The organism is Streptomyces sp. CG 926, from assembly GCF_003148825.1.
Classification (GTDB): Bacteria; Actinomycetota; Actinomycetes; order Streptomycetales; family Streptomycetaceae; genus Streptomyces.
The window spans coordinates 1-14,962 of the sequence record NZ_QGGZ01000027.1; the positions used below are offsets into that span (position 1 = coordinate 1).

Genomic DNA, 14,962 nt, shown 5'->3' on the forward strand with positions numbered 1-14,962 from the left:
CGCGTCTACCTCCTGGACGCCGCGCTCTCTCCGGTGCCCGTGGGTGTGGCGGGAGAGCTCTACCTCGCCGGTGTCCAGCTCGCCCGCGGCTACCAGGGACGTAGCGCACTGACCGCCGAACGCTTCGTCGCCAACCCGTACGAGACCGGCGAGCGGATGTACCGCACCGGCGACATCGTCCGCTGGAACACCGACGGCCAGATCGAATACCTCGGCCGCGCCGACGAACAGGTCAAGATCCGCGGCTTCCGCATCGAACTCGGCGAGATCCAGTCCGTCCTGGCCGGACACGACCAGGTGGCGCAGGTCGCCGTCCTGGCCCGCGAGGACACCCCGGGAGACAAGCGCCTGGTCGCCTACGCCGTGCCGGCCCAGGACGAGGCGGCCGACGAACTGCCGCAGCTCCTGACCGCCCTCGCCGCCGCCCGGCTGCCCTCCTACATGGTCCCGTCGGCGATCGTGGTCCTCGACGCCCTGCCGCTGAACGTCAACGGCAAGCTCGACCGCAAGGCCCTGCCCGCCCCCGCGTACACCGCCGGCCCCGGCAGCCGCGGCCCGGCCACCGTCCGTGAGGAGATCCTCTGCGCGGCCTTCGCCGAGATCCTCGGCCTCGACCACGTCGGCGTCGACGACGACTTCTTCCGCCTCGGAGGCCACTCCCTCCTCGCCGTCCGCCTCATCGAAACCCTCCGCACCCACGGCGTCACGATCTCCGTCCGCGCCCTCTTCGACACCCCGACCGTCGCGGGCCTGGCGGCCTCGGACGGCGCCCACCAGGCGGAGATCCCCGACAACCTCATCCCCGTCGGCGCCACCGCGCTCACGCCCGCGATGCTGCCGCTGGTCGACCTCACCGAGGACGAGCTCGCCGCCGTCGTCGCCACCGTCGACGGCGGCGCCGCGAACATCGCCGACATCTACCCCCTCGCCCCCCTCCAGGAAGGCCTCCTCTTCCACCACCTCCTCGCCGACGGCGGCGAGGACGCGTACGTCATGCCGGCAGTCTTCGAGTTCGACACGCGCGACCGCGTCACCGCCTTCGCCGCGGCTCTTCAGCAGGTCGTCGACCGGCACGACATCTACCGCACCTCCTTCGCCTGGGAAGGCCTGCGCGAACCGGTCCAGGTGGTCCGGCGCCACGCCACCCTGCCCGTCACCGAGATCACCCTCCACGCAGACGACGGCGACCCGACCGAGCAGCTCCTCACCACCGCCGGCGGCACCATGGACCTCGGTAGGGCCCCCCTGCTCGACGCGCACGTCGCGGCCGACCCCGCCGACGACCGCCACCTGGTCCTCGTCCGCATGCACCACACCGTCCGCGACCACACGGCGCTGCAGATCGTCCTCGACGAGGTCGAGGCGATCCTCGCCGGCCACGGCGACACCCTGCCCGAACCGCTGCCCTTCCGGACGTTCGTCGCCCAGGTACGCGCAACGGCCGCACGCACCGACCACACCCGATACTTCACCGACCTCCTCGGCGACATCACCGAACCCACCGCCCCCTACGGCGTGACCGACGCGCGCGGCGACGGTGCCGACACCGTCCACGCGGTCGTGCCGTTCGCACCGGAGCTGCACGACAGGCTGCGCAGTGTCGCCCAGCGCCTCGGCACCAGCACGGCGACCGTGCTGCACGTCGCCTGGGCCCGGGTGCTCGCCGCGGTCAGCGGCCGCGAGGACGTCGTCTTCGGATCGGTGCTGTACGGCCGGTTGAACGCCGGCCACGGCGCCGACCGCGTGGCGGGCCCCTTCATGAACACGCTGCCGGTCCGCATACGCACCGGCGAACTCGGCGCCCACGAGGCCCTGGCCGCCACGCGCGGACAGCTCGCCGAACTCCTCGAGCACGAGCACGCCCCCCTCGTCGTCGCCCAGCGCGCCAGCGGCGTCACCGGAGACACCCCGCTCTTCACCTCCTTCCTCAACTACCGGCGCAACAGCGGCCGGGCCGTGGACGAAGGCATGGAGGGCGTGCAGCTGCTCTCGGTCCGCGAGCGCACCAACTACCCCCTGGTCATCCTGGTCGACGACTACGGCGACCGGACCGAGGTGGCGGTCGACTCCGTCGCCCCCATCGACTCCTTCGCGGTCGGCGTCCTCGTCCGTACCGCCACCGACCGGCTTCTCTCCGCCCTGGAGACCACCCTCGACGGCGGCCCCGACACACCGCTCGGCTCGATCGTGGTCCTGCCGGAGGAGGAGCGGCGCCGGGTCCTGACGGTCTGGAACGACACGGCGATCGAGGGCCGACCGGCGCTGGTCCACGAGCGGTTCGAGCAGTCGGCGGACCGCATGCCCGACACGAAGGCGATCGTCTCCGGCGGTACGTCGGTCTCGTACGCCGAGCTGGAGGCCCGGGCCAACCGCATCGCGCACTACCTCATCGGCCAGGGCATCGACGCCGAAGCGGTCGTGGGCCTGTGCCTGCCGCGGGGCGCCGACATGATCGCCGCGATCCTCGGTGTCTGGAAGGCGGGTGCCGCCTACCTGCCGATCGACCCGGCGCAGCCGACGGACCGGATCGCGTACATGCTCCGCGACAGTCGTGCGGCGCTGGCGCTGACGACGGAGGAGATCTTCGACGAACTGCCCGCGGGTCGTTCGCGTCTGGTGGCGATCGACGACACGTTCGTGGAGATGCAGCTCGCCGCCGCCCCGACCGGCCGTTCTGGACGTTCGGTCGATCCGCGGTCGCTGGCGTATGTGATCTACACCTCGGGTTCGACGGGCCGTCCCAAGGGTGTGGCGGTCACGCACGGCGGCCTGGCGAACTACACGGCCTCGGTCCCCGACCGCCTCGGCTTCGCGGGTGAGGGCGCACGCTATGCGCTGCTCCAGGCGCAGGCGACGGACCTCGGTAACACCGTGGTCTTCGCGAGTCTCACCACCGGTGGCGAACTCCACATCCTGGAGGAGGGTGCGGTCACCGACCCGGGACTGGTCGCCGCCTACCTCGCCGAGCACGACATCGACCACTTCAAGGCCGTTCCCTCGCACCTGGCCGCTCTGACGGCTTCCGGCATCGAGGCCGTACTGCCCGCCCGGTCGCTCGTCCTCGGCGGCGAGGCTGCTTCGACGGTCTGGCTGCGCGAGCTGCTCACCGCAGCGGGCGAGCGCGCGATCCACAACCACTACGGCCCCACCGAAACCACCATCGGCATCGCGACCACACGGCTCACCGCCGAGGCGATCACCGACGGAACCGTCCCGGTCGGCACACCCATCGCCAACACCCGCTTCTACGTCCTCGACGCGAACCTCCGCCCGGTCGCCCCCGGTGTCGCCGGTGAGCTGTACGTCTCCGGTGCCGGCCTGGCGCGTGGGTACGTGGGCCGGGAGGCTCTGACCGCCGAGCGGTTCGTCGCCAACCCGTACGAGCAGGGCGAGCGGATGTACCGCACGGGTGACCGCGCGAAGTGGACGGCGGACGGCCGGATCGTCTTCCTCGGCCGGGCCGACGACCAGGTCAAGATCCGCGGCTACCGCATCGAACCCGGCGAAGTGCAGGGCGTCCTGACCGGCCACCCCCTGGTCGACCAGGCGGCGGTCGTCGCCCGCGAGGACAACCCGGGTGACCGCAGGCTCGTCGCGTACGTCGTCCCCGTCGACCACCACGATTCGGGAACCGAACTCTCCAGCACGATCCGCCAGTTCGTCGGGCAGCGACTCCCCGAGCACATGGTCCCGTCGGCGGTCGTCGTCCTGGACGCCCTGCCGCTGACCGGCAACGGCAAGCTCGACCGCAAGGCCCTGCCCGCACCCGACTTCGCCGCCACCGCCGGCGCGGGCCGGGCACCGGCCGACGTCCGCGAGGAGATCCTCTGCGCGGCCTTCGCCGAAGTCCTCGGCCTCGACCACGTCGGCGTCGACGACGACTTCTTCGAGCTCGGCGGCCACTCGCTGGTGGCGGTCCGCCTCATCGAGATGCTGCGCGCCCGCGGGGTCTCCGTCTCCGTACGCGCCCTGTTCGACCACCCGACCGCGGCGAGCCTCGCCGCGACCTCCGGCGCCCCGCAGGTCACCGTCCCCGACAACCTGATCCCGGCGGGCGCCACCGCCCTGACGCCCGCGATGCTGCCGCTGGTCGACCTCACCGAGGACGAACTCGCCACCGTCGTCGCCACCGTCGACGGCGGCGCCGCGAACATCGCCGACATCTACCCCCTCGCCCCCCTCCAGGAAGGCCTCCTCTTCCACCACCTCCTCGCCGACGGCGGCGACGACGCCTACGTCATGCCGGCGGTCCTGGAGTTCGACTCCCGGGAGAGGCTCGACGCGTTCACCGACGCCCTGCGGCACGTCGTCGACCGGCACGACATCTACCGCACCTCGTACGCCTGGGAAGGGCTCCGCGAACCCGTCCAGGTGGTCCGGCGCCACGCCGAACTGTCCGTCACCGACGTCGTCCTCGACCCCGGCACCACCGACGCCGTCGCCGACCTCGTCGACGCGGGCGGCGCGCGCATGGACCTCGGTACGGCTCCGCTGCTCGACGTGCACCGCGCGGCCGTGCCCGGCGAGGAGCGTCCCGAGCGGTGGCTGGCGCTGATCCGCGCCCACCACATGGTCCGCGACGGCACCGCGCTCGACGTGCTCCTCCAGGAGGTGACCGCGTTCCTCGCCGGGCGCGGCGACACCCTGCCCGACCCGCTGCCGTTCCGGACGTTCGTCGCCCAGGCCCGTGGGGGCGTCGAACGCGCCGAGCACGAGCGGTACTTCGCCGAAGTCCTCGGCGACGTCGGCGAGACCACCGCCCCGTACGGCCTGGCGGACGCCCACGGCGACGGGGCCAGCCTGACCCGGGCGCGGCTGGCCGCCGGACCCGACCTCACCGTACGGCTGCGCGAAGTGGCGCGGCGTGCGGGCGTGAGCACCGCGACCGTGCTGCACGTGGCCTGGGCCCGGGTGCTCGCCGCGGTCAGCGGCCGAGAGGACGTCGTGTTCGGCACCGTCCTGTTCGGGCGGATGAACGCCGGCGCGGGCGCCGACCGGGTCCCGGGACCGTTCATCAACACCCTGCCCGTACGGGTGCGCACCGACCGGTCCGCCGCGCTGGAGGCGATCACCGCCATGCGCGGCCAGCTCGCCCGCCTCATGGAGCACGAGCACGCACCTCTGACCGTGGCCCGGCGGGCGGCCGCCATCGACGGCGACGCCCCGCTGTTCACCGCCTGCCTCAACTACCGGCGCAGCACGGGCGAGGACTCCGACACGCGCTGGAACACCTCCCTGCCGGGCACCCGTCTGCTGTTCACCCGCGAACGCACCAACTACCCGCTGTCGCTGCTCGTCGACGAAGCCCAGGACGGGCTCGAGCTCATGGTCGACGCCGTCGCCCCGGTCGACCCGCAGGAGGTCGTCGCCCTGGTGCGCACCGCCCTCGACGAACTGGTGGACGCCGCAGGGAAGGCCCTGGACGGCGCTCCCGACCGGCCGCTCGGCACCGTGCGGGTCCTCGACACCCACCAGCGCCACCAGGTGCTCGCCGACTGGAACGACACGGCCGCCGACGTGCCGGCCGCGACCGTGCCCGAGCTGTTCGCGGCCCGCGTGCGCCACACCCCCGACGCCATCGCCGTCGCGGCGGACGACGCCGAGCTCACGTACGCCGAACTCGACGCGCGGGCCAACCGCCTCGCCCGGTTCCTCACCGGCCGGGGCGTCGGCCCCGAGTCCGTGGTCGCCGTCGTGCGCGAACGCGGCATCGACCTGATCGTCACCCTCCTCGGCGTCCTCAAGGCCGGCGGCGCCTACCTGCCGGTCGACCCCGCCTACCCGGCCGAACGCATCGCGTTCATGCTGGCCGAGTCCGGCGCGCGGACCGTCCTCGCCTCGGCCCTGTGCGCGCCCGCCGTACCGGCCGGGACCGGCGTGCCGGTCCTCGTCCTCGACGAGGAGCCGCTCGCGGCACGGATCGAGGCGCTGGACGCCGCACCGGTGACCGGAACACGCCTGCGCCCCGCCCACCCCGCGTACATGATCTTCACCTCGGGTTCGACGGGCCGCCCCAAGGGCGTGGTCGTCACCCACGAGGGCGTGGCCAGCCTGGTCGCGGCCCAGATCGAGCACTTCGACGTCGGGGCCGACAGCCGCGTCCTGCAGTTCGCCTCGCCGGGCTTCGACGCGGCGACCTGGGAACTCGTCATGGCCCTGTGCTCCGGCGCCCGCCTCGTCGTCGCCCCCGCCGAGACCCTGCTGCCCGACGGCGGACTCGCCGCCCTCGTCGCCCGTCACGGCGTCACCCACGCCACCCTGCCGCCCGCCGTGCTGTCCGTCCTCGCGCCCGAGGACCTCGCCCCCGTCACCACCCTGGTCTCCGCGGGCGAGGCTCTCGGCGGCGAACTCGTCGCCCGCTGGTCACGCGGCCGCCGCTTCGTCAACGCGTACGGCCCGACCGAGACCACCGTGTGCGCGACGATGTCCGACCCACTGACCACGGACGACGACGGCACACCCTCCATCGGCGCCCCCATCACCAACTCCCGCGTGTACGTCCTCGACAGCAGCCTCGCCCCGGTCCCGGTCGGCGTCGACGGCGAGCTGTACATCGCGGGCGCCGGCCTGGCCCGCGCCTACGCCGGCCGCCCCGGCCTGACCGCGCAGCGCTTCGTCGCCTCCCCCTTCGACGGGGCGGGCGCGCGGCTCTACCGCACCGGCGACCGGGTCCGCTGGACGCCCCAGGGCCGGCTGGTCTTCGCCAGCCGCGTCGACGACCAGGTCAAGATCCGCGGCTTCCGCGTCGAACCCGGCGAGGTCCGCGCCGTCCTGGCCGCCCACCCCGCCGTCACCCAGGCCGCCGTCGTCGTCCGCGACGACACCCCCGGCGGCAAGCGGCTCGTCGGCTACGCCGTCCCCGACGGCCAAACCGACGGCCAAGCCGGTGCGACACTCGCCGAGGACCTGCGCGCCTTCGCCAGGGAGCGGCTGCCCGAGCACATGGTGCCGTCCGCCGTCGTCCTGCTGGACGCCCTGCCGCTGACGCCCAACGGCAAGCTCGACCGCGCCGCCCTGCCCGACGACGGCCCGGCCCCCGGCACCGGCCGCGCACCGGTCACCGACCGGGAGAAGGCCCTGTGCGCCGCCTTCGCCGACGTCCTCGGCCTGGAACAGGTCGGCGTCGACGACGACTTCTTCGCCCTCGGCGGGCACTCCCTGCTCGCCGCACGCCTCACCGGCCGCCTGCGCACGGCGCTCGGCATCGAGGTGCCCCTGCGGGTGCTCCTCACGGCACGGACCGTGTCCGGCCTCGTACGACAGCTTGGAAATGTGAGCTCTGCTAGGCCCGCGCTGCGGCCGATGCGTAACCAGGAGGAGTCCTGATGATCCCGTTGTCCTTCGCGCAGCGTCGGCTGTGGCTGATCTCCCAGCTCGAGGGCCCGTCCGCGGTCTACAACATCCGGGTCGCGCAGCGGCTCCGCGGCCCCGTGGACCGCGACGCGCTCCAGGCGGCCCTGCGGGACGTGATCGGACGCCACGAGATCCTGCGCACCGTCTACGGCGTCACCGCCGGCGAGCCCCACCAGCGGGTCCTGCCGGCCGCCGAACAGGACTGGTACCTGGAGACCCGCGACGTCGACCCCGCCGACCCCACCGCGCTCGACCGGGAGACCGCCGACGTCGTCGGCCACGCCTTCGACCTCGCCACCGAACTCCCCCTCAAGGCACGCCTGCTGTCGACCGGCCCCGACGACCACGTCCTCGTCATGGCCGTCCACCACATCGCCGGCGACGGCTGGTCCATGGGCCCCCTCGGCCGTGACCTGTCCACCGCCTACGCGGCCCGCACCGCGGGCACGGCCCCCGCCTGGGAGCCGCTGCCGATCCAGTACGCCGACTACACCCTGTGGCAGCGCGAGCTCCTCGGCGCGCAGGACGACCCCGAGAGCCTCTTCGCCCGCCAGAGCGCCCACTGGCGCACCACCCTGGCGGACCTGCCGGAAGAACTCGCCCTGCCCTACGACCGCACGCGCCCCGCCACGCTCGGCCACACGGGCCACACCGTCCCCTTCCGGCTGCCCGCCGAGACGCACGCCCGCCTCGCGCGGCTCGCCCTCGCCGAAGGCGTCACCCTCTTCACCGTCGTCCAGGCCGCCCTCGCCGTCACGCTGCACCGACTCGGCGCCGGCACCGACATCCCGATCGGTACCGTCGACGCCGGACGCGGCGACGAGGCCCTCGACGACCTGGTCGGCTTCTTCGTCAGCACCCTCGTGCTGCGCACCGACCTGTCCGGCGACCCGACCTTCCGCGAACTGCTCGCCCGGGCACAGGAGACGGCCCTCGCGGCCCGCGAACACCAGGACGTCCCCTTCGAGAAGCTCGTCGAGGACCTCGCCCCCACCCGCTCCCTGGCCCGCCACCCGCTGTTCCAGGTCATGCTCATGCTGCAGAACACCGGCGAAGCGGCCCTGCGACTGCGCGGCGTCCACGCCGAAGCGCTGCCCGTCGGCGACTCCGCCGCCAAGTTCGACCTGGAGTTCACCCTCGGCGAGACCTTCGCCGCCGACGGCACGCCCGCCGGCCTGCACGGCACCCTCATCGCCGCCGCCGACCTGTTCGACGCCGACACGGCCCGTACGCTCACCCGGCGCTTCGCCCGCGTCGCCGAGCTCCTCGCCGACGCCCCCCGGACCCGCGTCGGCGACGTACCGCTCCTCGACGACAGCGAACTCCACCGCATCCTGCACACCTGGAACGACACGACGGCCGACGTCCCCGCCGCGACCCTGCCCGACCTCTTCGAAGCCCAGGCGGCCCGCACCCCCGACGCGACCGCCCTCGTCGACGGCGACACCACCTCGACCTACGCCGAACTCGACGCGCGCGCCGAAGAACTGGCCCACCTGATCGCCGGCCACGGCGTCGGCCCCGAGACCGTCGTCGCCGTCCTGATGGAACGCGGCGCCGACCTCGTCGCCGCCCTCCTCGCCGTCACCAAGGCCGGCGGCGCCTACCTGCCGCTCGACCCCGACTACCCGCACGACCGCATCGCGTACATGCTGAACGACGCCCGACCGGTCTGCGTCCTGACCACCACCGCGCACACCGCCGCCGCGGCACTCGCCGGCACCCCTGTCGTCACCGTCGACGACCCCGCCCGCACCACCCCCGCCGGCCCCCGCACCGGGCAGCTCCCCGGCCGCGCCGCCCTCCTGCCCCGCCACCCCGCGTACGTCATCCACACCTCGGGCTCCACCGGCCGCCCCAAGGGCGTCGTCGTCGACCACCACGCGCTCGTCCACCACCTGCACGCCGTCGCCGCACACGTCCCGCTCACCACCGACGACCGGCTCCTCGCCGTGACCACGGTCTCCTTCGACATCGCGGCCCTCGAACTGTTCCTGCCCCTGGTCAACGGCGCCGCCGTCGTCCTCGCCGACCGCGACACCGTCCGCGACCCCCACGCCCTCCTCGACCTCGTCCGCACCAGCGGAGCCACCGCCCTCCAGGCCGTCCCCTCCCTGTGGCGCGCCCTCCTCGACACCGGCGCCCTGCCCGCCTCCGTACGCGCCCTCGTCGGCGGCGAAGCCCTCCCCGGCGAACTCGCCGCACGACTGCACGCCCTCGGCATCCCCGCCGTCAACCTGTACGGACCCACCGAGGCCACCGTCTGGGCCACCGCCGCCCGGATCACCGAAGGCCCCGTCGTCATCGGCCGGCCCTTCGCCAACACCCATGCCTACGTCCTCGACGAGCGACTGCGACCCGTCGCACCCGGCACCACGGGAGAGCTCTACCTCGCCGGCGACCAACTCGCCCGCGGATACCTCGGACACCCCGCCCTCACCGCCGAACGGTTCGTCGCCTCGCCCTTCACCCCCGGCCGACGCCTCTACCGCACCGGCGACCTGGCCCGACAGCGCCCCGACGGCGTCCTCACCTGCCTCGGCCGCACCGACGGCCAGGTCAAGATCCGCGGCTTCCGCATCGAGACCGGCGAGATCGAAGCCGCCCTCGAACGCCACGCCCACGTCGCCCGCGCCGCGGTCGTCGTCCGCGAGGACACCCCCGGCGACCCGCGGCTCGTGGCCTACACGACCCCCACCCACGGACAGGAGACGACCGATGCCGCAGAGCTACGCGCCCACCTGGCCGCGAGCCTGCCGGGTCACATGGTTCCAGCTGCGATTCTGGTGCTGGACGCACTGCCGCTGACGGCGAACGGCAAGCTCGACCGCAACGCCCTGCCCGCACCCACCCACACCGCCACCCCCGGCAGGACACCCGCGGGCCCGCGCGAAGAACTCCTGTGCGGCGTCTTCGCCGACGTCCTCGGCCTCGAACAGGTCGGACCCGACGACGACTTCTTCGCCCTCGGCGGCCACTCCCTGCTCGCCGTCGAACTCATGGGCCGCGCCCGTGCCGCCCTCGGCACCGACCTCACCGTCCGCGCCCTGTTCCACACCCCCACCCCCGCCGGCCTCGCCGCGGCCGCCGGCACCACCCGCACCGAGATCCCCGCCAACGCGATCCCGGCCGACGCCACCGCCGTCACCCCCGAGATGCTCCCGCTGGTCGACCTCACCACCGAGGAACTCGCCACCGTGGCCGCCTCCGTCGACGGCGGCGCCGCCAACATCGCCGACGTCTACCCCCTCGCCCCCCTCCAGGAGGGCCTCCTCTTCCACCACCTGCTCGCCGACGGCGGCCAGGACGCCTACATCCAGCCCACCGTTCTGGAATTCGCCTCCCGTGCCCTCCTCGACGCCTTCACCGACTCCCTCCGCCAGGTCCTCGCACGCCACGACATCCTGCGCACCGCCATCGTCTGGGAAGGACTCCGCGAACCCGTCCAGGTCGTGTGGCGCCACGCCACCCTGCCCGTCACCGAGATCACCCCGGACCCCGAGGCCGGCGACCCCGTACGACAGCTCCTCACCGCCGCCGGCACCACCACCGACCTGACCCGCGCCCCGCTCCTCGACCTGACCATCGCCGACGGCCCCGCGCACCCGCGCCCGCTCGCCCTCGTCCGCGCCCACCACATGGTGCAGGACCACGAAGCCCTGCGGATCGTCCTGGACGAAGTACGGGCCGTCCTCGACGGCCACGGCGCGGACCTGCCCGAACCCGCCCCCTTCCGCGACTTCGTCGCCCGCGCCAGATCCGGCGCCGCGCACCACGACCACGAGCGGTACTTCACCGCACTCCTCGGCGACGTCACCGAACCCACCGCCCCCTACGGACTCACCGACGTCCACGGCGACGGCTCCGCGTCCACCCGCGCCCGCACCGACCTCGCCCCCGAACTCACCGACCGCCTGCGCCGCCTCGCCCACCAGCACGGCACCGGCCCCGCCACCCTCCTCCACCTCGCCTGGGCCCGGGTCCTCGCCGCCGTCAGCGGCCGCGACGACGTCGTCTTCGGCACCGTCCTGTCCGGACGCCTCAGCACCGCCGACACCACGCGCCCGGCCCCCGGCCCGTACATCAACACCCTCCCCGTACGGGTCCACACCGGCCACCACGGCACCCTCGCCGCCCTCCACACCCTGCGCGACCAGCTCACCACCCTCCTGGAACACGAACACGCACCCCTCACCACCGCCCAGCGGGCCGCCGGCACCACCGGCGACACCCCCCTGTTCAGCTCGCTGTTCAACTACCGCCGCGCCACCACCGGCCAGGGCACCGGCATCGACGGCATCCGTACCCTCTTCGCCCAGGAGCGCTCCAACTACCCCCTGGCCGTGTCCGTCGACGACGACGGCACCACCCTGTCCCTCGCCGTCGACGCGCACACCGACGTCGACCCCCACGAGGTGACCGCCCTCCTGCGGACCGCGCTCGACCGCATCCTCGACGCCCTGACCGCGACCGCCGAAGGCGCCGACGACCTGCCCCTCTCCGCGATCGACGTCCTCGACGAGGACCGCCGACGCCGGATCGTGAACGACTGGAACGCCACCACCACCGACGTCGCCCCCGCCACGGTCCCCGACCTGTTCGCGGCCCAGGCCGCCCGCACCCCCGACGCGACCGCCCTCACCGCCGACGGCCACCGCCTCACCTTCGCCGAACTCGACGCCCGCGCCGACCGCCTGGCCCGCCTGCTCGCCCGCCAGGGCGTCGGAAGCGAATCCGTCGTCGGCGTCTGCCTCGAACGCGGCACCGCCCCCGTCGTGGCCCTCCTCGCCGTCCTCAAGGCCGGCGGCGCCCACCTGCCCGTCGACCCCGCCTACCCCGCCGACCGCATCGCCCACATGGTCCAGGACGCGGCCCCCGCCGTCCTGATCGCCGCCCCCGGCACCGCCCACGTCCTGCCCGCCACCGACACCCCCGTCGTCCTCCTCGACGACACCGCCGCCGACGGCCTCGGCGACCTCGCTGGCCCCGACGACAGCCCCCTGAACGTCGACATCCGGCCCGAGCAGGCCGCGTACGTCATCTACACCTCCGGCTCCACCGGCCGCCCCAAGGGCGTCACCGTCCCGCACCGCGGCCTCTCCAACCTCGCCGCCTTCCAGCGCACCGGCCCGATCGACCGCCCCGGACCGCGCATGCGCGTGGCACTCACCTACTCCCTCTCCTTCGACGCCTCCTGGGAACTGCTCCTCTGGATGGTCGCCGGACACGAACTCGACATCGTCCCCGACGACATACGACGCGACAGCACCGCACTCGCCCGCTACGCCGACACCCGGCGCGTCGACCTGATGGCCCTCACCCCCGTCCAGGCCGAACAACTCCTCGACGAAGGCCTCCTCGACACCGCCACCCACCGCCCCCGCGCCCTCCTCCTCGGCGGCGACGCCGTCGGCACCACCCTCTGGCAGCGACTCCACGACGCACCGGACACCCTCGGCCTCAACTTCTACGGCCCCACCGAGGCCACCGTGCACGTCCTGTGCCACGACACCGCCCAGGCCGCCCACGGCGACCGCCCCCTCATCGGCCGCCCCCTGCCCAACACCCGGGCGTACGTCCTCGACCACCGCCTCGCCCCCGTGCCCCCCGGCGTCCCCGGAGAGCTCTACGTGTCGGGCGCAGGCCTGGCACGCGGCTACGCGAACCGCCCCGCCCTCACCGCCGAACGGTTCGTCGCCAACCCGTACGAGCAGGGCGAGCGGATGTACCGCACCGGCGACCTGGTACGCCAGGACACCGACGGCCGCTTCACCTACCTCGGCCGCGCCGACGACCAGGTCAAGATCCGCGGCTACCGCATCGAACCCGGCGAGATCGAAGCAGCGGCCACCGCCCACCCCGCCATCGCCCAGGCAGCCGTCGTCGCCCGCGAGGACACCCCCGGAGACCGGCGCCTGATCGCCTACGTCGTCCCCGCACCACCGCACGCCGAGACCCCCGCCGACATACGCGACTTCATCGCCACCCGCCTGCCGGCCCACATGGTGCCCGCGGCCGTCGTCATGATGGACGCCCTGCCCCAGTCACCCAGCGGCAAGCTCGACCGCGCAGCCCTGCCCGCACCCGACTACACCACCGGCGCCGCACGACGCCCCGCCACCCTCCGCGAAGAACTCCTCTGCGGCGTCTTCGCCGACGTCCTCGGCCTCGAACAGGTCGGACCCGACGACGACTTCTTCGCCCTCGGCGGCCACTCCCTGCTCGCCACCCGGCTCGTCAGCCGCATCCGTACGGTCCTCGGCACCGAGACGACCCTGCGCACCCTCTTCGACCGGCCCACACCCGCCCGCCTCGCGGCCGCACTCGACACCACCGGCACCGCGCGCACCGCCCTCGCCCCGGCCCACCGCCCCGCACGGATCCCGCTCTCCTCCGCCCAGCGCCGCCTGTGGTTCGTCGGCCAACTCGACGGCCCCGGCGCCACGTACACCATCCCCGTCGCCCTGCGCCTCTCCGGCGCCCTCGACCACGCCGCACTCGACGCCGCCCTGCGCGACGTCATCGGCCGCCACGAGGTCCTGCGGACGGTGTTCGACACCGCCGACGGAGAGCCCTACCAGCGGATCCTGGACCCGGCCGGCCTCGACTGGGCACCGACCGTCACCGACATCGCCCCCGACGAGCTCGACCGCGCCGTCACCGACGCACTCGCCCAGCCCTTCGACCTCACCACCGACATCCCCGTCAGGGCCTGGCTGTTCACCACCGGCCCCGACGAGCACGCCCTCGTCCTCGCCGTGCACCACATCGCCGGCGACGGCTGGTCGATGGAACCCCTCGCACGCGACCTGTCCGCCGCCTACACCGCCCGCCGCGCCGGCGACACGCCCGCGTGGCAGCCGCTGCCGGTCCAGTACGCCGACTACGCGCTGTGGCAGCGGGACCTCCTCGGCGACGAGAACGACGAGGACAGCCTGATCTCCCGCCAGGTCACCCACTGGCGCACGGCCCTCGCGGACGCCCCCGAGGAACTCGAACTCCCGGTGGACCGGCCGCGACCCGCCGAACCCTCGCACCGCGGCCACAACATCCCCCTGACCGTTCCCGCCGACGCACACGCCCGCCTCGTGGAGGTGGCGAGGGCCGAAGGCGTCACCCCCTTCATGGTGTTGCAGGCCTCCCTCGCGATGCTCCTGTCGAAGCTGGGCGCGGGTACGGACATCCCGATCGGCTCGGCGAACGCCGGCCGCACGGACGAAGCCCTCGACGACCTCGTCGGCTTCTTCGTCAACACCCTCGTCATCCGCACCGACCTGTCCGGGGACCCGACCTTCCGCGAGGTCCTCGGCCGCGTCCGCGAGACGAGCCTGTCCGCCTTCGCCCACCAGGACGTCCCCTTCGAGAAGCTCGTGGAGGAACTCGCCCCGGCCCGCTCCCTCGCCCGGCACCCGCTGTTCCAGGTGATGCTGAAGGTCCAGAACACCGCCGAAGCCGTCCTCGACCTGCCGGACCTGCGGACCGCCGGGTTCCCGGCCGGCACCTCGAGCGCCAAATTCGACCTGGATGCTTCCGTCACGGAGGTGTTCGACGGGGTGGGTGTTCCTGCGGGGTTGCGTGGTTCGGTGGTGGCGTCGGCGGATCTGTTCGA

2 protein-coding genes are annotated in these 14,962 nt (G+C 73.7%); both read left to right on the top strand.

The window, feature by feature from the left end:
* On the top strand, positions 1–7,326 hold a 7,326-nt coding region (locus BCL76_RS38160; protein ID WP_146228523.1), incomplete at its 5' end, for a non-ribosomal peptide synthetase.
* A partial coding sequence (locus tag BCL76_RS38165) for an amino acid adenylation domain-containing protein (RefSeq protein WP_109784095.1) occupies positions 7,326–14,962 on the top strand: 7,637 nt, incomplete at its 3' end. The genes BCL76_RS38160 and BCL76_RS38165, both read left to right, overlap by 1 nt.